Source organism: Granulicatella elegans (genome assembly GCF_020735385.1).
GTDB classification, from domain to species: domain Bacteria; phylum Bacillota; class Bacilli; order Lactobacillales; family Aerococcaceae; genus Granulicatella; species Granulicatella elegans_B.
On the sequence record NZ_CP085953.1, the window covers coordinates 281,959 to 305,328 of the forward strand.

Annotated in this window: 16 protein-coding genes and 3 rRNA genes; 2 read left to right on the top strand and 17 right to left on the bottom strand. The window is 38.4% G+C overall.

The window, feature by feature from the left end:
- Window positions 1-243: 243 nt before the first annotated feature.
- From LK443_RS01475 to LK443_RS01490, 4 genes are all read right to left on the bottom strand, one after another.
- Window positions 244-1,956, bottom strand: a complete 1,713-nt coding sequence (locus LK443_RS01475) for a phospho-sugar mutase (RefSeq protein ID WP_227931844.1) — start codon at window positions 1,954-1,956, stop codon at window positions 244-246.
- A gap of 31 nt (window positions 1,957-1,987) precedes the next feature.
- The gene (locus LK443_RS01480; RefSeq protein ID WP_227931845.1) at window positions 1,988-2,920 is read right to left on the bottom strand and encodes a LysR family transcriptional regulator; all 933 of its coding nucleotides are present in this window, start codon (window positions 2,918-2,920) and stop codon (window positions 1,988-1,990) included.
- A 119-nt stretch (window positions 2,921-3,039) separates the two neighbouring features.
- Window positions 3,040-4,083 (bottom strand): PTS sugar transporter subunit IIC, encoded by a 1,044-nt coding sequence (locus LK443_RS01485; RefSeq protein ID WP_227931846.1) that lies wholly within the window; start codon window positions 4,081-4,083, stop codon window positions 3,040-3,042.
- 73 nt (window positions 4,084-4,156) lie between these two features.
- A complete protein-coding gene (locus LK443_RS01490; protein ID WP_227931847.1) occupies window positions 4,157-5,098 on the bottom strand; it encodes a 2-dehydropantoate 2-reductase in 942 nt (313 codons plus the stop codon).
- Between the two features lie 108 nt (window positions 5,099-5,206).
- Between LK443_RS01490 and LK443_RS09505 the strand changes: the two genes are divergently transcribed.
- On the top strand, window positions 5,207-5,305 hold the full coding sequence (locus LK443_RS09505; protein WP_227932429.1) for a helix-turn-helix domain-containing protein: 99 nt from the start codon (window positions 5,207-5,209) through the stop codon (window positions 5,303-5,305).
- 249 nt (window positions 5,306-5,554) lie between these two features.
- Window positions 5,555-5,830, top strand: coding sequence for a LysR family transcriptional regulator substrate-binding protein (locus LK443_RS01500; protein ID WP_265416424.1), 276 nt, complete (start codon window positions 5,555-5,557; stop codon window positions 5,828-5,830).
- A gap of 632 nt (window positions 5,831-6,462) precedes the next feature.
- On the opposite strand, the gene LK443_RS01505 is transcribed toward LK443_RS01500, so the two are convergent.
- The 13 genes from LK443_RS01505 to LK443_RS01565 all read right to left on the bottom strand — a co-directional run bounded on the left by LK443_RS01505 (window position 6,463) and on the right by LK443_RS01565 (window position 23,041).
- Window positions 6,463-10,416, bottom strand: a complete 3,954-nt coding sequence (locus tag LK443_RS01505) for a G5 domain-containing protein (protein ID WP_227931849.1) — start codon at window positions 10,414-10,416, stop codon at window positions 6,463-6,465.
- 214 nt (window positions 10,417-10,630) lie between these two features.
- A complete protein-coding gene (locus tag LK443_RS01510) occupies window positions 10,631-10,744 on the bottom strand; it encodes a helix-turn-helix domain-containing protein (protein WP_227931850.1) in 114 nt (37 codons plus the stop codon).
- 150 nt (window positions 10,745-10,894) lie between these two features.
- The gene (locus LK443_RS01515; RefSeq protein WP_227931851.1) at window positions 10,895-11,599 is read right to left on the bottom strand and encodes an O-methyltransferase; all 705 of its coding nucleotides are present in this window, start codon (window positions 11,597-11,599) and stop codon (window positions 10,895-10,897) included.
- Between the two features lie 33 nt (window positions 11,600-11,632).
- Window positions 11,633-13,462, bottom strand: a complete 1,830-nt coding sequence (locus LK443_RS01520) for a DUF2207 domain-containing protein (protein ID WP_227931852.1) — start codon at window positions 13,460-13,462, stop codon at window positions 11,633-11,635.
- Between the two features lie 87 nt (window positions 13,463-13,549).
- Window positions 13,550-14,227, bottom strand: coding sequence for a DUF1129 domain-containing protein (locus LK443_RS01525; protein ID WP_227931853.1), 678 nt, complete (start codon window positions 14,225-14,227; stop codon window positions 13,550-13,552).
- Window positions 14,228-14,254: 27 nt separating this feature from the next.
- A complete protein-coding gene (ychF, locus tag LK443_RS01530) occupies window positions 14,255-15,355 on the bottom strand; it encodes a redox-regulated ATPase YchF (RefSeq protein ID WP_227931854.1) in 1,101 nt (366 codons plus the stop codon).
- An 18-nt stretch (window positions 15,356-15,373) separates the two neighbouring features.
- Window positions 15,374-15,577 (bottom strand): DUF951 domain-containing protein, encoded by a 204-nt coding sequence (locus LK443_RS01535; protein ID WP_416217327.1) that lies wholly within the window; start codon window positions 15,575-15,577, stop codon window positions 15,374-15,376.
- Window positions 15,578-15,588: 11 nt separating this feature from the next.
- Window positions 15,589-16,491, bottom strand: a complete 903-nt coding sequence (locus LK443_RS01540) for a ParB/RepB/Spo0J family partition protein (RefSeq protein WP_227931855.1) — start codon at window positions 16,489-16,491, stop codon at window positions 15,589-15,591.
- A complete protein-coding gene (locus LK443_RS01545) occupies window positions 16,484-17,245 on the bottom strand; it encodes a ParA family protein (RefSeq protein ID WP_227931856.1) in 762 nt (253 codons plus the stop codon). The genes LK443_RS01540 and LK443_RS01545 overlap by 8 nt, the downstream gene beginning before the upstream one ends.
- A 187-nt stretch (window positions 17,246-17,432) precedes the next feature.
- Window positions 17,433-18,101, bottom strand: a complete 669-nt coding sequence (locus LK443_RS01550; protein ID WP_227931857.1) for a hypothetical protein — start codon at window positions 18,099-18,101, stop codon at window positions 17,433-17,435.
- 81 nt (window positions 18,102-18,182) lie between these two features.
- Window positions 18,183-18,298 (bottom strand): 5S ribosomal RNA (rrf, locus tag LK443_RS01555).
- A gap of 74 nt (window positions 18,299-18,372) precedes the next feature.
- A 23S ribosomal RNA gene (locus tag LK443_RS01560) occupies window positions 18,373-21,289 on the bottom strand.
- A gap of 202 nt (window positions 21,290-21,491) precedes the next feature.
- Window positions 21,492-23,041, bottom strand: a 16S ribosomal RNA gene (locus tag LK443_RS01565).
- The 16S, 23S and 5S rRNA genes sit together here, the layout of an rRNA operon.
- Window positions 23,042-23,370: the final 329 nt, after the last annotated feature.

Below are 23,370 nucleotides of genomic sequence, written 5' to 3' on the forward strand. Positions count from 1 at the left end.
TTTTCATAGTTTGTACAAATTTCTAAACTCTTTTTTTCACAAAGTAGCAAGAGTTTTTTGAAAAAATCCTAAAAATTTCCACTTTAAATAAAATGGTTGCGGTATAGAAACAGACTCCTCCTTGTAGCATTAAATATAACCGCAGAATTACAGCCATCTAATACTCCTTTGGAGAAGTCTCCTGTTAAACAAACTACTTAGAATTTCACTTCTAATTTAGAAATATTATTTTAATTTTTCATTTTAGATGTACGCATCCAAATCTTTTTGGAATTTTGCTAATTTTTCTTCCGCTTCCTCTTGAGTGGCAGCTTTCACACCCATATAGAACTTAATTTTTGGTTCTGTTCCACTTGGTCTTACTGCAATCCATGAACCATCTTCTAAAATATATTTCAATACATTTGAAGTTGGTAAGCCGATTTCAGATACAACGCCTTCTGCATCTACTTGTTGATTCACCGCAAAGTCTTGCGCTACAGCTACTTTAATACCACCAAAGTTAGAAGGAACTTCTTTACGTAATCCATCTAATAAAGCTTTAATTTTAGCAGGGCCTTCTAAGCCTTGGACGGTTACAGAAATTGTTTTTTCTAAGAAATAACCATATTTTTCATATAAAGCTTGAAGTCCGTCATATAAAGTTTTACCTTCACTCTTGAAGTGAGCTGCTACTTCTGTTAATAACAATACTGCTTGAATCGCATCTTTATCACGAACAAACGGTTGAACTAAATAGCCATAACTTTCTTCAAATCCAAACATAAATGTATGAGCATTTGTTTCTTCATAGTTTTTAATTTGTTCTGCAATAAATTTGAATCCAGTTAATACATTTACCATTTTCGCACCATAATGTTCTGTAATGACTGTTGGTAATTCACTAGATACAATTGATTTTACAGCAGCAGCATTAGCTGGTAATGTTCCTGCTTTTTGATGGGCAAATAATAAGTAATCTAATAAGATTGCTGCAATTTGGTTTCCTGTAATGACTTGATAAGTTCCATCAGGTTGGCATACGGCTGCACCCATTCTATCTGCATCTGGGTCTGTTGCTAATAATACATCCGCTTTAGTTTCTTCTCCTAAACGAATCGCATATTCAAATGCACCAGCTTCTTCAGGGTTTGGAGATTTCACCGTTGTAAAGTCTCCATCTGGCACAGCTTGTTCTGATACAACATGTAATCCTGTAAATCCAGCTTGATCTAATGCACGTTTTGTTAACATTAATCCTGTTCCGTGTAATGGAGTATACACAACTGATAAATCTTTTATATCTGATAATAAGGCTGGATTGACAGAAACAGATTTAATTTCTTCTAAATATGCTGCATCTACTGCTTCACCAATCCATTCAAATAATGCTGATTGTTCTAATTCTTCTTTTGTCACTACTTCCACTACTAATGGATTTTCAACTTGACGAACATATTCTGTTAAAGCATCCGCATCTTTTGGAGGCATTTGTCCTCCATCTTCACCGTATACTTTATATCCATTATAAGCAGCTGGATTATGACTAGCTGTAATCATAATTCCTGAAAATGTATGCAAGTGACGTACGGCATAAGATAACTCAGGTGTTGGTCTTAAATCTTCGAACACATAGGCTTTAATCCCATGTTTTACTAAAACTTTTGCAGACTCTAATGCAAATTCAGGAGAGAAATGACGAGAATCATGAGCAATTGCAACCCCACGTTTTTTCGCTTCTTCTCCATATGTTTCAATTAAACGCGCTAACCCTTCTGTTGCTTGACGAACCGTATAAATATTCATACGATTAATCCCAGGTCCAACAATCCCACGCATTCCTGCTGTTCCAAATTCTAATGGAGCGTAAAATGCTTCTTCTTTTTCTTTCTCAGAAAAGTTTTTTAATTGTGTTTTTAAATAATCTTCTAACCCTTCAAACTTTTCCCATTTTAATGCAACATCTTGCCAATTCATAAAATCATTCTCCTTTTACTTCTTTTTATATTTATTCTAATACAGTTGCTACTTCAAATCCATATCCACGAATATGAGTAATTAATAGTTCTAAAAAGATATGTGCTACCGGTGATAATTCCATTTGATGATGTTTTAAGTATCCTATTTCTAATTCATCTTCAACAGCTAATGGAATTGCCACAATTTTATCGTCATTTAGTTCACTACTAATAATTCCTGAACTAATCGTATAACCATTTAATCCGACCATTAAGTTAAAAATTGTTGCTCGATCACTTACCTTAATGCTCTTCTTATGTTCCATTGTACTTAAAATCTCTTCAGCAAAATAGAAAGAATTCTCTTCCCCTTGTTCATAAGATAAGTAAGGATAGTCTTCTAATTCTTCTAGAGTAATACTAGTTTGAGATGCCAAAGGATTATCTCTACTAATAAACACGTGCGGTTTTGCTGTGAAAAGTGGCTTAAATTCTAAATTTTTCTCTTTAAATAATTTCTTCATGACTTGACGATTAAAATTATTTAAATATAAAATCCCTAATTCACTTTTGAATTTCATTAAGTCTTCTAAAATATTTTGAGTTTCTGTTTCTCTTAACGTAAATTGATATTCATCTCCAGCTTCTTGTCTGATTAATGCCACGAACGCATGAACGACAAATGCATAATGCTGAGCTGAAACTGAAAAATCCCGTTTCCGTTTTGTTTTACGTTTATACTTTTCTTCCATCAAGTTTACTTGATCCAATATTTGCCTAGCATAGACTAAAAACTCTCGACCTTCTTCTGTTAAAGTAACTCCATTTTTATGCCGAACTAATAATTGAATATTCATTTCTTGCTCTAAATCTTTCATGGCATTTGATAGACTTGGTTGAGTTAAAAATAAATCTTTTGCGGCTTCATTAATGGATCCTTTTTCTGCAATTTTTTCTAAATAAACTAATTGTTGAATACGCATATTTTTTCTCCTTTGCTAGCGTACTCTTATTATAAATGAGTTTTTCATTTCTTGCTAGCCTATAGTTTTCGCAAATAAAAAAACTGAGCTTAATGCCCAGTTCTTTTAAATGATTCATATTATTGTTGGAATTTAAATACCACATTAGAATCGTATAATTTTAATACTTTTTCATAAACAAATTTCGTTGCTAAGGCTGCAACAATTGGTACAACTAACCACGCAACGACTGCTAAAACAACGCTTAATCCAGCATCAATAGAAGCTAGAGGACCTACTAAACCTACTAAACCAAAACCTGCAGATTGAGGAGTACCACTGACACTAAATAAGGCAACCGGAATTGCAGAAATAACAGCTGTTGTTAAAGTTGGTACTAAAATAATTGGATACTTGAATAAGTTTGGCATCATTAATTTCATAGCTCCTAAAGCAATCGCTAAAGTAACCCCTGAATTATTTACTTTCCATGAATGAACCACTAATACTACTGCTGTAACAGCTACACCCATCGCTGCTGCCCCTGCAGACACACCATTTAATTGAATCGCTAAACCAATCGCAACTGTTGAAATTGGTGAAATAATTAAGAATGCAAATGAACATGCAATTAAAATAGACATTAAAATCGGTTGTAAATGAGTAAATTCATTAATGAGTGCTCCAATTGCTGCTGTTAATTTTGCAACGAATGGTAATAATTGTAATCCAATAAATGCAGCCCCTACACCGACTACGATTGGCATCGCAACTACAGCTGTAGAACCGAATTTATCTTTAATCCACATTAATGCTAATACCGCAATTGCAGCTGTTAACATTGTATTAATTAAGTCCCCAGTACCAGCTCCAACATATTTTCCTAGTTCTGGATTGAATTTTACAACACCTGATGCTACAAAACTTGCCCCGGCTGTCACCATCATTGGCATTGGTTTAAAACCAAATTGTATTCCGATTAAAGCACCGATAATTAATGGTGTTGCTAATTGGAAAATCACAGCAATTTGTGTGATTTGAACTGCTAGTGGATATTGACTAAAATATTTTAAAATAGCAGATAATACAGCGTTCGGAATTAATCCGATAATCACCCCTAATGCAGTTCCTTGTAAGATTTTATTCATAAAGACTTTTGCAGTCATTTTTTCTTGAGTTTCCATATAACCCCTTCTTTCTTTTTGTCTACCCCCTTATAAAAGCTGTTGAAACTTTTCACAATTTCACTACCTTTTATTAGTGAGCTTTCAAAATTTGCTCTTTACAATGAATCAATGATGTTAAAAAGGCACAATAAGGTGTTGGAACTCCGTATTTCTTACCTTTTCTTACTACTGCTCCATTAATATAATCAATCTCCGTCAAACGATTATTCAAAATTAAATCTTGATGCATCGATGGATGATGAAGACCGATTGTGTCACGATTATAACAATTCATTTCAATGTAATCAACAACTTCTTTCACGTTTATTTCAACGTTTTCATGTTTTGCAACTGATGAAAATTCTGTGACAATAGCTTCAACGATTTCATGAGCAGTCGTTGTTTCCCCGAAATCAGCCATATTCGAATCTAAAATGGTACAAAGACCATTCATTGTTCCATTAACACAAGCTTTTTTATAAATAGCAAATAAAATATTTTCAGAATAAGTCGCATTGAGTCCACCAGAATTTAATACGTCCACTACTTCTTTAGCATCCTCGACTCCCTCTGGCGCTAAATTTTTCAAAGCAACTGTTCCATTTCCAAATAACGTTACTTTTCCAGGTCCATTCATTCCGGATGTCCACATTGTATTACCTAATAAAATATGAGTTGGTGCAACATATTTTTCAATAATTTCTTCATGTCCAATTCCATTTAATAAGCATAAGATTTTTGTATCCGAACGAATCAACGACTGAATATCTTGCAACATTTGATCTAATTGCATTGCTTTTGTAAACAAAATAATTAAATCAGCTTGCGTATCCTCTTTTACTTTTGATTGTAATACTGCGGGAATATGAAATACTTTCTCCTCTCCATTATCATTTACTTGAAGCCCTTGTTCATTGATTGCTTGAACATGACTTTCCCAGCCGTCTACAAATAACACCTCGTGTCCAGCTTGATGTAACATCACTCCGAAACGACTTCCCATCGCTCCTGCTCCTGCAATTACAATTTTCATACCAATTCCTCCTATTTTTTATTATTCTCCATTGAAGTTCAGAAAGCCTCTTGTTAAAATGATAACAAAAAACCAGAACGGAGAATGATTATAGACATTAATCAACTCATGTACTTCATTAGCATCGTTGAACATCATAGCTTTTCCGATGCTGCAAAAAGTCTCTTTATCACGCATCCTACCCTTTCTCAAACGGTTAAAAATTAGAACAAAAATTTAATACCCGTTTATTTGTTCATAATTCCACTAAAAAACAACTAACGACTAGTGGAGAATTACTGTATAAGGAAGGATTAATTTTAGTAAAATAGTTTGAACAATTAACTCAACAAATGCACCAACTCCAAACAACTTCAAAAAAATCCATTCGAATTGGACTTCCAACACTATTTGCAATGGAATTTATGCCTCTTTTTTCTGAATTATATGTTTTCCCACCCTAGTGTAGAACTTACTATGGTACAAGGTGGTTCTTATGAATTACAACAAAAACTAGCAAAAGGAGAGATTGATTTAGGAATCTTATCATTCCCGAAATATGAAGCTACTATCACATTAGAGCCCTTTTTAAATCCGAAACTTGGCTATGATATTAGTATTGTCGTTTCAAAAAATCATATTCTAGCAAACCGAAACTCTCTCACATTTGAAGAGTTAACGAATCAATCCTTTTCTACTTTACCAAACCAATATATTCTTGGACAATTTTTACATTCTCAAGCAAAGAAATAAAATATTCATCCTCGTATTTTATATACTGATAATCATTGGGAAGTTGTTTTATCAAGTGTGAAAACTTTAAACACTGTCTGTTTAATGGCAACTCAATACCAACAATATTATATCGTTACTGAATTGGCAGTGTCAAGAATTTTGTGTAAACTGAATCATTTACCCTGTAACCCTTTCTTTACATAAAATAGCAGTTTTATTATTTTTGAAAAGAAAATCGATTCTCGAAACAAAAAAATGATTCCAAAAACGGAAAATTATTTCGGAAAACCTTTTTGATTTTCATTTTCGGACATCCTTATTCAATATGAACCTCTGTTCCTAAAAAAGGGCAGACTATCCCCTTTAAATTCCCACTTTTGTACATTTTTAGATTGACGTTTATAATTTATACTCTTAGAAAATCTAATTCAAACCACATCAGCTACGCATTGCCGTACTCAAGTATTGTCTGTGGCTAGCTTCCTAGTTTCCTTTTTGATTTTCATTGAGTATTAATGATTCACAACTTAAAACCCCCACATTTTTATCACCCTTAAACTCGAAAAGGAGAAGACCAAACTGGTCCTCTCCGAATCTTAGTTTTTATGAATCTATCTATAGTTGACAAAGAGCGAAAGTTTTCTAAACTTTTATTCTTCTTTTTTCTTCATCAAGACTACTCCTGTCAATGCCATTAGGAGACTGAGAAGGAAAGCTGAATCCAATGTCGTTCCTGTATTTGGTAACGTTTCGGCTTTCTTGTTTACCTGCTCTTGGGTAGAAGCTTCTGTTTTACCTTTCTTCACTTGTTTCACAGTTGGCTTGTTCATTTGGTTCTGTGTAGGGGTTTCTGGTGTGCTTGGCAGTGTTGGTTTTTCTTCCTTAGTTCCCACTTCTACAATCTGATCCACTGGAGCTTTGGAGATAAAGCTATCACGTATCACACGCCCTATTTCTTGATCATTCTTAACAGTAATTTCAACCAAAGTCGTCTTCTCACCAACCTTACCTTCTTGAACAACTTTTCTTGTTCCTTTAGGCAATTGTGGATTTTCTCGTTCTATGGTCTTGAATGGAACTTCTTCCGTTACTACATCCAAGCGTGGCTTCTCTACTATCGGCGCTGCCTTTCCCTCATCTGGAGTAACCTGTCCTACTATCTTCTCATAGGTTACCGTGATTTCGACATTTGTTTTTGTGCTTTGAACTGGAACTTCAGATAGGTTATTGCTTGGTTCGCTAGTCTGTTTGACCTTATATCCTTCCACTTGTGGATGCGGAACTGCTTTGAAGTTATCTTCTGATTCTAATACCCACTTGACATTCTCTGTATCTACAGGTTTTCCATCATCGCCAAGTGTCACTTCATCCTTCGCAACTGTCAATTCTCCTTGAGCGTTAGTCGCAATGTAGTTTTTCTCGATGATCTTATCCTCTTGTGAAACTCCATCAAGGATGTTTTGACGGTAACCCAGTACCTTTTCATCCTCAGCACCAATACCAGATTTTACATAGCTGAATTTCTTTTGAGGGTCTGTTTGCTCTACTGTTACACGTGTTGTTTCTTGGACTTTATCAGGAGAAACTGTTTCTCCATTGGTATTGACATAGCGGATGGTTTCGCGGACAACACTCTTGTTTGTAATCTTAGCTTTTGGTATGTACAAGATTGTCGCAGATAACTTATCCATCGTGATGGTCTTACTACCGTTAGCCCTGCCAATCTGGTCATACAAGTTCTTAGAGTTAGTAGCAACCACATAGGCGTTGCTAAAGTCATTAATATCACCACGGCTCTTATCAGAGCCATAATAGTAACTGTTTCCTCCTAAAGTTAGACTAGAGTTGTTATCTGAGAAGGTATTGTTATTAAAGACTGCAAGATAGCAATCGCCGTTTTCCTTGGTCAATTCATAAGTCACGATACCTGATCCTTTTTGGGCATTGGTGATTTTCATGTGTTTGAAAATCTCATTTTGATAGTCAGACAAGTGCCACAAGGGGTCATTTTTTCGCAAGCTGATCAGTGATTTAGTAAAGTTTACCGCATCAGCATTTTTATTGACAAGTCCCCAATCAATCTTATTTTTCTCGTCCCCAGCATTATAGGTGTTATGTGAGTTTGACTTAGAACGGAGAAATTCTTGACCATGTTGTGAAAAATGAATCCCTTGAGAGAGAGCACTCATGGCTGTGGCTAACTCGACACGATTCATGTGTTCTTCTTCCGTGTCGTTAGGATTATAATGTTTGAGCAAGTCACTTAAAGTCATGCCATCATGTACTTCTACATAGTTGAGTTGTTGAGAAGCATTGACAAAACTACGACCGTGACCACCCATGAGGCTATCAACTAAGGTTTTTATTTTCCCTTCATCGTGTTTATAGTCTGATTGATGGTTAACGAATCCTGGAGGGTTACCATTATCATAATGAGAACCTGCGATGGAATCACGTCCGACACTGTCAAAATATCCGACTTCTGGGGTGTCTTTGGCATTGCTGACACTAGCTGGCTTGTCACCGTCTTTTTCTAAATATTTACCCATGCTGTCCCAACCTTCGCCGTAGGTTACGATGTTAGGGTCAATCTTGTTGATTGCTTCACGAACAGCTTCCATCGTTTTCACGTCGAGATCGCTCATGGCATCAAAACGGAACCCATCCATTCCGTATTCCATCGCCCAGTAAGCAACTGAGCGGACGATGTACTGACGCATCATTTGGGAGTTGGAACGGACAGCATTTCCTACACCGACATCATTATTCATCTTTCCATCTCTATTGATGGCATAGTAGTAGCCAGGGACTGTGTATTCAAATGGATTGTTTTGCCCATCGTACAGGTGATTGTAGACGACATCCATGACGAGATTTAAGCCTTCATCGTGGAGTTTTTGAACCATAGTCTTGACTTCACGGATACGATTTTCAGGATCGCTTGGATCCGTCGCATAAGAACCTTCTGGGACATTATAATTTTTAGGATCATAACCCCAGTTTTGTTGGTCTTTAGCTGAGAATTCTTTAGAAATTTCGTTATTTTTCGGATCGTTCTTTTCTAGTTCAGGAACAGTTTGATAGTCATAGATAGGCATGATTTGGAGATAGTTTACTCCGAGATAGCGGAGATAGTCTAATCCTGTCATTTTGCCTGTTTGCGGATCAGTTGTCCCTTTCTCAACGAGTCCAAGATAGTTCCCTTTATTTGCTTCTATCACACCCGAGCTCTTATCGATAGAGAAGTCACGTACGTCAACTTCAAGTACACTAAGCTTTGTTTTAGAGTTAACACGCTTGTTCTGACTAACAGTAACCTTGTCTCCAACAGTACTTGGATCTAAAATAACAGAGCGTTTCCCGTTTTTGACAACTGCTACTGAGTAAGGATCCTGGGTGGTAACTGTTTCGGCAGGACCGTTGTACATTTTAGCAATCTCTGCGTGAGAAGCAGTGGATGAGAGTTCTTCTTTTATGCCTTTAGATGCAGAAGCAGAGTTGACATATTTATCACCCTTCTGAATAAAGTAAGCTTTCGGTATGGTGAGGGTGTAATCGTAAGCGACTTTATTGAGAGTTTCCAATGTTGATGCTACTTCACTTGGTTTTAGGTGATAACTCCAAAGTCCAATGGTATTTTTTGTATGGTCATTTTGATTTTCATCAGTTCCACGAGTCATTTCAAATTGTTTCAGAAGAGGAGCATTTTCTGCAGTCGATTGATAAACATTTAAAGTGACTTTCTCTGCGGTCGGCGCCCAGACATTGATAGTTGCACTACCGTCAGCATGGAGGGTAGCACCCAATGCTCCTTTAGAACCGACAACATCAAATTTACCTTGCTCATTTACGACCTTATCAGTATATCCATGCTTTTTATCAAATTCTGGAGTTTGAACATTCAAAAACTGTGAATACCAGCCATCTGCACCATGATAGATGTCAACAGCACTTGCTTTGAGGACAGTTGCCGTCATGTCTCCTTCACCGCTAACCTTATTTGCTCCTTCCCATGTATCCTTATCAGTAATGATATATTGGAAAGATTTTACATCTGCGTCTGGTTTGACTGTTAAGACACGTTCCCCACCTTTGTTTTCCATTTTTAAGAAACGTCCGTCGGTCTGGTGTTGAGCAGTATCTCCCCAAACCCATGCATAATACTCCCTTGTATCACCATCTGCTGGTTTATAGTGGATGCGTACATCTTGAGCGACCTGAGCTATTGGTTTTGCTTTATCCGCTGTTGAAACAGCATTCTTGACTATCTGTTCGTTTACAGCATTATCCGTTGTATGTTCTTTGTTTTCAGTGTTGACTGATGTTGGTTCGGATTGTTCGTTAGTAACTGCCTTTACTTTTTCGATAGCCTCTTGTTCATTATTCTCTTTCCCAGTTTGCTCACCAGATGTTGCTACAACTGTGGAAGAGATAGCCTTCACCTCTTCTATCACTGCCGGATTTGTAGGTTGAGGACTGTCTGCAAACGTTTGCAATTGACCGCCTAATAAAACACTGGCGGTAACAGCAACACCAAATAACCAGTGTTTTCCTGATTTCCACATCCTAAACCCACGCAAGTTTTTCGTCTCTTTAATAGCCATGACAGCCTCCTTTGATATATATTATTTTTTTCTATTATGCAATCGTTTTCGAAAAGTGTCAAGTTTTTTTAATGATTCATTTTTATAGTGTTCTTGACCTGTTTCAGCAAAATATTCCTTATATTAAATAACCTTTTCATTTTTGATTCTTCATTTGTGTAACAGTTCCACGTTTTAGTTCACGACTAATCGTAGAACGATTTCTACCAAGTTCTCATGCAATTTCTGATTGAGATTTTCCTTGTTTATAAAGCACCTCAAATTTTCCTCTTTCGATAGCTGAAAGATGATTATAAGATGATTTTGTGGTACTATTTTCTTTAGACATAACTATCACTCCTATGCTTTGTTTTCATCGACTTAAGTATATCAAATAGTTATGTCTTTTTGTTGCACTTCATTTTACAATTCAGCTTTTTCTTTTTACAAAACAAAAACTCTTCCTTTCCTACTTTCATAGAAAAGAAAGAGTTGAATGTTATAATAATGCTTCAATTATTGGAAGATAATCTTTTTCTTCTATCTTTTGAATCATAATAATACCATCTCCTAATGGAACTAGAGTGGATTTCAACGCTTCATCTTTTTGAACAAAGTCTAAAAACAAGTTTAGACGACGATGAATTTTTCGAACTTTTCTTGGAATTTCACTTTCATCTTGTAAAATTGTTCCCCCTTGGAAAATATCATCTACCACAAGTACTCCACCTGTTTTTAATACTCGCATACAATGAGGGAAAAATTCAATATATTTCGCTTTTGCACTGTCCATAAAAATAAAGTCATATTGTTGTTCTAATGTTGGTAATACATGTGCTGCATCTCCCTCAATTTGAGTGACAATATCATCAATCCCTAATTTTTTAAAATTCTCTTTTGCTCTTGAATACATCAATTCATATCGATCAATCGTTGTCACAGAACCGCCTTTTGGTACATATTGCGCCATTAAGCTCGCAGAAAAACCTATTGCTGTTCCAATTTCTAAAATATGAGTCGGACGATACAATCCTAATAAGAAATCTAAATATACTGCTGTTTCATGGGGAATAATTGGAATTCCTAAATCATTCGCCATTTGTTCTAGTTCTCCTAATTTTCCAGGAAAGAAACGTTGACTTTTTCTCATATATTCGACCACTTCAGGTTTAACAACTGGTCGAAACATCATTTCATTTAACATATTTACTCCTTTTATCTATTTATCATGAAGCTTTTAGAAACCTCCACCGCCTGATCCTCCACCAGATCCAAACGAGCTTCCACCACTAAATCCTCCACCAAAACCACCACTATTTGGTGAATCTGAACTTGAAGTAATTTCATCCATTGCTGAATTGTAACTATCAAAGAATGTATCTTGTAAAATATTATGATACATTGCTAACTGCCAACCATATGTCGGTGAATAATAAATACTTTCTTGAATCCATTCAGGGAATTTTTCTTCTAATACTTCAATGACTTCTTCAGCAACTCCTAAAGAAATCGCATAAACAAGCAAATGATCCCAAATTTGAATACTTGGTAAATCAGCTCTATCTAAACTAGAAATATCGACTAACATTTTACGGAACGCTTCCCAACGTCGATATTCATATTCACCTTTAATACTTCTCTGTTTAGAAGTTATTAAGCTTAAACGCAAAATAACCAAATAGAGAACAACACTAATCGCTACTGCTATAATGAGTGATAGTAGATCCTTCGTTGCCCAAAATACACTGACAACAATTAAAATACAACCTAAAAGCCCTAAAATAGGAGCTCCTATCGCTTTTGGAATTTTTTCTCCTTTTTCTAAACGATAAGCACTATATTCTTTCGCATCATCTGCTACTTGATCAAACCAATCTTGCATCATATCTGCATATTTCTGAGGACAATTCTCTGCATAGTCTTGAACATCCGCTAAATCTAATTGATTTCCTTTCGCAATTTTTTCAAATAAAATCTCTACTAATAATTGTTCATGAGGAAGTAAAGACTTCGTAGAATCTTTCAATCCTAAAATATATGGCTCATGACTTGTTAATATTAAGACCTTTTTGCGGACCAAATTCATCACTGTTGCACTAAAATCATCCATATCTACACCATAATAAATGGCATCTGACATCACTGCTGGTGACATATCTTGAGGTAATTCAAATAAATGTTCTGGAACAAATGGAACTTTGGCTAAACGTTTTTTATTGGCTAAATATCCTTTCAACCATGCCCATACTACTGAAATCAGACTAATAATTGCTCCAATTCCAACAACCGTCCACTTCGTTTGTTGCTCTTCTACTTGTTTTTGTACAAGGCTCTCTTCCATTTCTACAATTCTTTGGAAGGCATCCATATTTTCTGTCACAGGATTATCCTTTGTGATGTATGTTGGAAAAACCATATGTGTTTCTACAAAACTTCCTGGATGATTTCTCTTTGCTGTAAAAGTAGCCCCTTTATAATCCGGATCAATTTCTACTGTACCACCAATTCCACCATGACCCCAAGCTCTTAATGTTTCTTTCGTTGCAGCTTCTGGTAAACTTACATGAATTTGAATATTTTTTTGATCAATTTCCCAATTTTGCCCAACAACTCTTCGATTTAATTCAGCAGTATCTCGATAATTTTTAATCATATGCGGAATCGTATAATTAAAAACGACTGTTCTAGAATCATTTGCAAAAGGTAAGAAAACTTTGAATTTCAATACTTTTCCACTATTTTCTGAATAATAAGTACTATTATTTCCTGTATCTCTTTTGGCTAATGGGACGACTTCTCCCTCACTTGTTTTAAAAGCAACAGATACATCTTTTGGCTCTTCTTCTCCTAAATAATCTAAATGATAGAAAACACCATTATAGCTACCCTTCGCTTGAAACGTAATTTCTTCTTTAAAACGAACATCACCATTTGCACTTACACTTGCATCAATATGATATTGACTAACGATTAAACTTTTACCTTTCGCTTCAATTTTTGAAGTGAAAAAGAATAGAGATACCATCAAAAACATGAACCAATATAAAATTTTTCGTAATGATTTCATCATATTCCCCCTTATATAGTAAATGTGGGCAAGAAAATTTTCATTTCTACGCCCACAATAACATCTCTTCATCAGTAAACAGATGTCTTATAAAATACCGCCACGAATATCCAAGGTTTTTTTCAAATACCATTTTAAAACAAGGGAACCTGAACCGATAAATAAGTACACAATAGCTGGGAAGACATAGTTAATGCTTGTTGGAATCAATAATTGTGTTCCCATTACAATGACTAACCATGCAAGCATCACTAATGAACTCACCACTAAATAGCGAATATAGCCACGTTTACCTTTTGGTCGATTAATATCTGGTGTTACTTTAGATAGAGCTAATAATGCTAATCCACCTGCAATAAAGTTCATGATTAATGAGATAACGCCCATCGCTTCGGATTGTTCTGGATTTAAGAATAATGTAACTCCAGCGATTAAAGCGAAGAATCCTCCAACCATTAATCCTCCATCTACTGCAATTTGCCAATCTGGTGATTTTACCATTGGATCTTTTTTAGGCCCTTCCAATACAGATTGAGTTTGTTGTGTCACGGTACCAAATAGTTGGCGAGCTGTTAAGCCTTTTTTCTGTTTTTCTACTATAACCGGAAGCATTTCTTCTAAAGTTGAAGCAATTTTCGATTTAGACACTTGAGCTTCTTTTAATGAACGTTCTAATTGTAAAATATATTGTTCATTTTTTTTCGTTAATTGACTACGTAATGTAGCAACATCTACTTTTTTTACTTCAGTTTGATTTTCTGTCATGATTCAATCCCCCACAAAATATGATGATTACACGTTAAATCTGAAAAGCATAACATCGCCATCTTGTACGATATACTCTTTTCCTTCTTGACGAACTTTCCCATTTTCTTTTGCAGCAGCCATACTACCAAATTCTAATAAGTCTGCATACGCTACTGTCTCAGCACGAATAAATCCTCTTTCAAAATCAGAGTGAATAATCCCCGCACATTGTGGAGCTTTCATTCCTCTACGGAAAGTCCAAGCACGAACTTCTTGTTCTCCAGCAGTGAAGTAAGTGGCTAATCCTAATAAATGGTAAGCCTTTTGAATTAAACTATCTAAACCTGAAGTTTTAATTCCCATTTCTTCTAAGAAAACTTGTTTTTCTTCTTCTTCTAATTCAGCGACTTCTTCTTCTACACGTGCACAAATAACAACTACTTCTGCATCCTCTTTTGCAGCGTATTCTTCTACTAATTGAACATATTGATTATGTCCACCTTCTGCTACATCATCTTCTGAAATATTAGCAATATATAACATAGGTTTTGTTGTTAATAAGAATAAACCTTTCACGATTGGTAATTCTTCATCTGTAAATTCAATCGTACGCGCTAATTGACCATCTTCCAATACTGGTTTAATTTTTTCTAAAACCGCTAATTCTGCTACTGCATCTTTATCTTTTGTTTTAGCAATTTTAGCAACACGAGCAATTCGTTTGTCAACAGATTCTAAGTCTGCTAATACTAATTCTAAATTAATCGTCTCAATATCCGCAATTGGATCTACTTTACCAGCAACGTGTGTAATATTTTCATCTTCAAAGCAACGAACAACTTGGCAAATTGCATCTACTTGGCGAATGTGGCTTAAAAATTTATTTCCTAAACCTTCTCCACGACTAGCACCTTTTACAATCCCTGCAATATCCGTAAATTCAAATGTTGTTGGAACTGTCTTTTTTGGTTTTACTAATTCTGTTAATTTTTGAAGTCTTTCATCTGGAACTTCTACTACCCCAACGTTTGGGTCAATAGTCGCAAACGGATAGTTTGCTGCCTCTACTCCAGCTTTTGTAATTGCATTAAATAATGTCGATTTCCCAACGTTTGGTAATCCAACGATTCCTGCTGTTAACGCCATGTATTTTTCACACTCTTTCTATTCATTATTTTCTTTTTTAAAAGTTACTTTTTTCATTTTGCGTTCAAATTCTCGTCTTGGCATTAAGACCATTTGCCCGCAATGATTACATTTGATACGAATATCCATTCCCATTCGAATGATCGTCCATGAATTGGTTTGACATGCATGAGGTTTTTTCATTTCAACACTATCTCCAAGTGCATATTCCATAACAGCCATTCTATTCACTCCTAATCATCTAATTCAATTTCTAATACATCTAAAATACGAGTTAAATCTTTTTGAGAAAGGTATTCAATCTCGATTTTCCCACGTTCTCCTTTCGGAGTGATTTGGACAGATGTTCCAAATTTATCCATTAATCTTTCTTCAGACTCCACAATGTAAGCTGGTTTTTCTTGAATCTTTTTGATTTTTTTGACTTTTTCAACAGGCTCATTCATTGTTTGAATCAATTCTTCTAGCGCTCGAACCGTCATTCCTTCTTCAATTACCTTTTTAGATAAAGGAATTATTTTGTCTGCTTTTTTTAATCCTAATAAAGAACGAGCATGCCCTACTGATAATTGACCTTCTTGTAATTGTGTTTGAACTTCCAATGGTAATGATAATAATCGAAGGAAGTTCGCAATATACGGACGACTTTTCCCAATTTTTTTTGCCACTTCTTCTTGGTTTAATTTTAATGCATCCATTAATGTTTTATAAGCTAGTGCTTCATCAATTGGTCGTAAATCTTCCCTTTGTAAATTTTCTACAACGGCTACTTGAATCATAATTTCTTCGCTATATTTACGAATAATAGCTGGAATGGTTTCTTTTCCCGCAAGTTTAGAAGCTCGTAATCTTCTTTCTCCTGCTACTAGTTCATAGCCTTTAATACTTGACTTACGAACGATGATTGGTTGAAAGACTCCTTGTTCTCGAATAGAATTAGCCAATTCTTGTAAAGCTTCTTCATTAAACTCTTTTCGAGGTTGATACGGATTTGGACGAATTTCACTAATTAGAATTTCTTCAATTGTTTCATTTTTTGTATCTACTTTTTCTAAATTTTCGATACTATCAAAATTCCCACCAAAAAGTGCATCAATTCCACGACCTAAGCCTTTTGATTTTTGATTTTTAACCATTTGATAACACTTCCTTTGCTAATTCGAGATACACTTCTGCTCCTCTTGAACGAGGATCATAATCCACAATGGCTTGTCCATAACTTGGTGCTTCTGATAAACGAACATTTCTTGGAATAATGGTACGATATACTTTTTCTCTGAAGTATTTAATGACATCATCTTTTACTTCATTTCCTAAGTTTGTTCGTGCATCAAACATTGTTAGTAAAACACCTTCAATTTTTAATTGAGGATTAAAGTGTTTACGAACCATCGTGATCGTATTCATTAATTGAGATAATCCTTCTAATGCATAATATTCACATTGCACAGGAATTAATACTGTATCACTAGCAGTAAATGCATTCATTGTTAAATGTCCTAGTGAAGGTGGACAATCAATAAAAATATAATCATATTCATCACGAATCGTTGTTAAAGAACGTTTCAATCGTTGCTCACGATGAGTCTGATTTGTTAATTCGATTTCAGCTCCAGCCAACTGAATCGTTGAAGGTACAATCATTAAATTTTCTCTAGTAGTTGGTACAATCACTTCATGAACATCGACTTCATTTACAATTACATCATAAACATCATAAGCTAACTCTGCTTTTTGTACCCCTAATCCACTTGTTGCATTTCCTTGAGGGTCACTATCAATAATTAAAACTTTTTGACCAAGTTTTGCTAGGGAAGCTGCTAAACTCACCGTTGTTGTTGTTTTACCAACTCCACCCTTTTGATTCGCAACCGAAATGATTCTTCCCATTCTCTTACCTCCAATCTTCATAAAAAAAGGAGAATGCAAGCATTCTCCCTCTCGCATGTCTACAAAATGTTTTCCATTTCTCGCAATTGTTAAAATTTATCCATTCCTATTGTAACAAAAAAACAAGAATATGAGTAGTCTTTTCCTTGGAAATCCATTGAGAGCATGACAAAATATATGTACTATTTTACAATGGTAATGCTTTTTTATGTTGTTGATTCATTCCGTTAAACATTACTTCATAAGTCTTCTGAATGGTTTCATCTTCTTCATTTAATACTAAAGAAAAACTTTGAATGACGTTCGTCTTTCGATCAGCTTTCATTTTTATCGTGATTTTAGTATTCTCATGCACCTGAATATTAATCGAAGATAATGCTAAACGTACTGCAGAATCACTTCCTTGGTAAGTGAATGTTCCATCCGTTTGCCATGTAGCAAAAGTAGCAATATTTTGAGCTAATTGCAATACACTATGATAAGAAAAACCTATAACATTTTGTAAACTAGATTGTGCAGAAATCGTTGGCTCCCAGCGATCTTGATAATATCGAATAGCTCCTTTACTGCCTTCACTAATGACTTCAATTTGATTCGTTGCTTTTCCATCCGTTTTATCAATACGAGTCCCAAATCCTGTACCATCACCCCAGACAGAAGCATTCGCAATGACTTGAGTTGAACTTGTACTATCCTTTTTCTTCACTTCATTTTGCTTCAATGTTAAATGGTAATTTTTAATTTGTGTTTCTTGTTGAACTAATTTATCTTGAAATTCTTTATCATCAATCGCTTTACTACACGCAACAAAAAAAATTGCTATAAAGCTTAAAAGAAATAAATGTATTTTTTTCATTTTGCATTCTCCATTACTGTTTATAGAAATAGTATACAAAAAAAGAGAATTTCCTTCCAGAAATTCTCCTTCTAATCAAAAGCGTGGCAACGTCCTACCCTCACAGGGGGAAACCCCCAACTACTATCGGCGCTAAGAAGCTTAACTTCTGTGTTCGAGATGGGAACAGGTGTATCCTTCTTGCCATCGTCACCACACTTCTCTCTTGAAAAAGCTCTCGCTCTCTCAAAACTGAATCTATATCCAATTCCTTCCTCATTTACCTTCAACCTTGGTTAAGTCCTCGACCGATTAGTACTAGTCCGCTCCATGCCTCACGGCACTTCCACTCCTAACCTATCTACCTGTTCGTCTCTCAGGGGTCTTACTCATTTTAAATGATGGGAAATCTCATCTCGAGGGGGGCTTCACGCTTAGATGCTTTCAGCGTTTATCCCGTCCACACATAGCTACCCAGCGATGCTCTTGGCAGAACAACTGGTACACCAGCGGTGTGTCCATCCCGGTCCTCTCGTACTAAGGACAGCTCCTCTCAAATTTCCAACGCCCGCGACGGATAGGGACCGAACTGTCTCACGACGTTCTGAACCCAGCTCGCGTACCGCTTTAATGGGCGAACAGCCCAACCCTTGGGACCGACTTCAGCCCCAGGATGCGATGAGCCGACATCGAGGTGCCAAACCTCCCCGTCGATGTGAACTCTTGGGGGAGATAAGCCTGTTATCCCCAGGGTAGCTTTTATCCGTTGAGCGATGGCCCTTCCATTCGGTACCACCGGATCACTAAGCCCGACTTTCGTCCCTGCTCGACTTGTTGGTCTCGCAGTCAAGCTCCCTTCTGCCTTTACACTCTTCGAATGATTTCCAACCATTCTGAGGGAACCTTTGGGCGCCTCCGTTACACTTTAGGAGGCGACCGCCCCAGTCAAACTGCCCGTCTGACACTGTCTCCCACCTTGCTTCTAGGTGCGGGTTAGAGGGTTCATGTAACAAGGGTAGTATCCCACCATTGCCTCCTTGGAAACTGGCGTTCCCATCTCTTCGGCTCCTACCTATCCTGTACATGTCACACAAACACTCAATATCAAACTACAGTAAAGCTCCATGGGGTCTTTCCGTCCTGTCGCGGGTAACCTGCATCTTCACAGGTACTATAATTTCACCGAGTCTCTCGTTGAGACAGTGCCCAGATCGTTACGCCTTTCGTGCGGGTCGGAACTTACCCGACAAGGAATTTCGCTACCTTAGGACCGTTATAGTTACGGCCGCCGTTTACTGGGGCTTCAATTCAAAGCTTCGCCCTAATGGACTAACCTCTCCTCTTAACCTTCCAGCACCGGGCAGGCGTCAGCCCCTATACGTCATCTTTCGATTTTGCAGAGACCTATGTTTTTGATAAACAGTCGCCTGGGCCTATTCACTGCGGCTGGTATTTCTACCAGCACCCCTTCTCCCGAAGTTACGGGGTCATTTTGCCGAGTTCCTTAACGAGAGTTCGCTCGCTCACCTTAGTGTTCTCCACTCAACTACCTGTGTCGGTTTGCGGTACGGGTTCTGTTAATCTCACTAGAAGCTTTTCTCGGCAGTGTGACGTCAGTTGCTTCGCTACTTTTTTTCGCTCCCCTTCACAGCTTACCCCGTTTGTGACAAGCATTTCACTCATCAGCGGACTCGCTGCTTGGACGTACTTTTCCACTCGTACGCTCAACTTAGCCTCCTGCGTCCCTCCATTGCTCAAACAATTAACAGAAGTACAGGAATATCAACCTGTTATCCATCGACTACGCCTTTCGGCCTCGCCTTAGGTCCCGACTAACCCTGGGAGGACGAGCCTTCCCCAGGAAACCTTAGTCATTCGGTGGACGGGATTCTCACCCGTCTTTCGCTACTCATACCGGCATTCTCACTTCTAAGCGCTCCACATGTCCTTACGGTCATGCTTCTTCGCCCTTAGAACGCTCTCCTACCACTCAGTTATTATCTGAATCCACAGCTTCGGTAATCTGTTTAGCCCCGTTACATTTTCGGCGCAGGGTCACTCGACTAGTGAGCTATTACGCACTCTTTGAATGATGGCTGCTTCTAAGCCAACATCCTAGTTGTCTGTGCAACCCCACATCCTTTTCCACTTAACAGATATTTTGGGACCTTAGCTGGTGGTCTGGGCTGTTTCCCTTTCGACTACGGATCTTATCACTCGCAGTCTGACTCCCGGACATAAATACATGGCATTCGGAGTTTATCTGAATTCGGTAACCCGAGATGGGCCCCTAGTCCAAACAGTGCTCTACCTCCACGATTCTTCATTCCGAGGCTAGCCCTAAAGCTATTTCGGAGAGAACCAGCTATCTCCAAGTTCGATTGGAATTTCTCCGCTACCCACACCTCATCCAAGCACTTTTCAACGTGCCCTGGTTCGGTCCTCCAGTGCGTTTTACCGCACCTTCAACCTGGACATGGGTAGATCACTTGGTTTCGGGTCTACGTCAACATACTCTGCCGCCCTATTCAGACTCGCTTTCGCTACGGCTCCGACTCTTCATCTTAACCTCGCATGTTAACGTAACTCGCCGGTTCATTCTACAAAAGGCACGCCATCACCCATTAACGGGCTCTGACTACTTGTAAGCACACGGTTTCAGGTACTCTTTCACTCCCCTCCCGGGGTTCTTTTCACCTTTCCCTCACGGTACTGGTTCACTATCGGTCACTAGGTAGTATTTAGCCTTGCCAGATGGTCCTGGCGGATTCCGACGGGATTCCTCGTGTCCCGCCGTACTCAGGTGCTCTCTTGTGCCAACTTTCTGTTTTGCATACAGGACTGTCACCTTCTTTGGCCCTGCTTTCCAACAGGGTTCTGCTACAGATTGTCATACACGTTGTTGAAAGTCCTACAACCCCAGTGTGCATGCACACTGGTTTGGGCTCTTCCCGTTTCGCTCGCCGCTACTCAGGAAATCGATTTTTCTTTCTCTTCCTGCGGGTAATGAGATGTTTCAGTTCCCCGCGTCTACCTCGTCATAAGCCTGCGCTTATGCGTAACACCCCATCACGGGTGTTGGGTTCCCCCATTCGGAAATCTCTGGATCTTAGCTTACTTACAGCTCCCCAAAGCATATCGGTGTTCGTTCCGTCCTTCTTCGGCTCCTAGTGCCAAGGCATTCACCGTGCGCCCTTATTCACTTAACCATTATGGTCGCGTTGCTTCTTGTTAAAAAACTCTTTTTCGTTAGATTTCTCTAACTCTCGGTAAATTTTTGGTTTTCATTTGTGATATAGTATTCAGTTTTCAAAGGTCGAGTTGAGAGTTAACCTCTCAAAACTAAACAAAGATTTCAACCTGTAGGGTTCCGTGTTCATCTAACGTCGAAACATTAGATGTTATCCTTAGAAAGGAGGTGATCCAGCCGCACCTTCCGATACGGCTACCTTGTTACGACTTCACCCCAATCATCTATCCCACCTTAGGCGGCTGGCTCCGTAAGGTTACCTCACCGACTTTGGGTGTTACAAACTCTCGTGGTGTGACGGGCGGTGTGTACAAGACCCGGGAACGTATTCACCGCGGCGTGCTGATCCGCGATTACTAGCGATTCCGGCTTCATGTAGGCGAGTTGCAGCCTACAATCCGAACTGAGAATGGCTTTAAGAGATTCGCTTACCCTCGCGAGTTCGCTGCTCGTTGTACCATCCATTGTAGCACGTGTGTAGCCCAAGTCATAAGGGGCATGATGATTTGACGTCATCCCCACCTTCCTCCGGTTTGTCACCGGCAGTCTCACTAGAGTGCCCAACTCAATGCTGGCAACTAGTAATAAGGGTTGCGCTCGTTGCGGGACTTAACCCAACATCTCACGACACGAGCTGACGACAACCATGCACCACCTGTCTCTTTGTCCCCGAAGGGAATGCTCTATCTCTAGAGTGGTCAAAGGATGTCAAGACTTGGTAAGGTTCTTCGCGTTGCTTCGAATTAAACCACATGCTCCACCGCTTGTGCGGGTCCCCGTCAATTCCTTTGAGTTTCAACCTTGCGGTCGTACTCCCCAGGCGGAGTGCTTAATGCGTTAACTGCAGCACTGAAGGGCGGAAACCCTCCAACACTTAGCACTCATCGTTTACGGCGTGGACTACCAGGGTATCTAATCCTGTTTGCTACCCACGCTTTCGAGCCTCAGCGTCAGTTACAGACCAGAGAGTCGCCTTCGCCACTGGTGTTCCTCCATATATCTACGCATTTCACCGCTACACATGGAATTCCACTCTCCTCTTCTGCACTCAAGTCAACCAGTTTCCAATGACCCTCCCCGGTTGAGCCGGGGGCTTTCACATCAGACTTAATTGACCGCCTGCGCTCGCTTTACGCCCAATAAATCCGGACAACGCTTGCCACCTACGTATTACCGCGGCTGCTGGCACGTAGTTAGCCGTGGCTTTCTGGTTAGATACCGTCACACGCATAACAGTTACTCTATGCGCTGTTCTTCTCTAACAACAGAGTTTTACGAACCGAAATCCTTCTTCACTCACGCGGCGTTGCTCCGTCAGACTTGCGTCCATTGCGGAAGATTCCCTACTGCTGCCTCCCGTAGGAGTTTGGGCCGTGTCTCAGTCCCAATGTGGCCGATCACCCTCTCAGGTCGGCTATGCATCACAGCCTTGGTGAGCCGTTACCTCACCAACTAGCTAATGCACCGCGGGTCCATCCATCAGCAGAAGCCGAAGCCTCTTTTCCTTCTTCAGTCATGCGACTAAAGAACCTATGCGGTTTTAGCATCCGTTTCCGAATGTTATCCCCCTCTGATGGGCAGGTTACCCACGTGTTACTCACCCGTTCGCCACTAGATTGACCAATGCAAGCATCGGTCGCTCTCGTTCGACTTGCATGTATTAGGCACGCCGCCAGCGTTCGTCCTGAGCCAGGATCAAACTCTCATGAAAATACATTCATGAGCTTTTGAAAGCTCATTTTAATTACTGACTTATTGTTTTTCTCCTTAGAGAAAAGAAATTGTTGTTTCTTCATTTTTGTGAAGTCCCTACACATTTGGTTTGTCTTCTTTGTTTAGTTTTCAAAGGTCAACGTCGCTTTATCGCGACAACTCCTATATATTATCACAGGTGTTTTTTTCTGTCAACTACTTTTTTCATATTTTTGAAAATTGTTTCAGAGTTGACTTGTTGTTTCGCAACAACGTTTAATAATTTATCACAGATATATGTTATCGTCAACCCCATTTTTCAAAAAATATGTTATAATTTTTCCGATT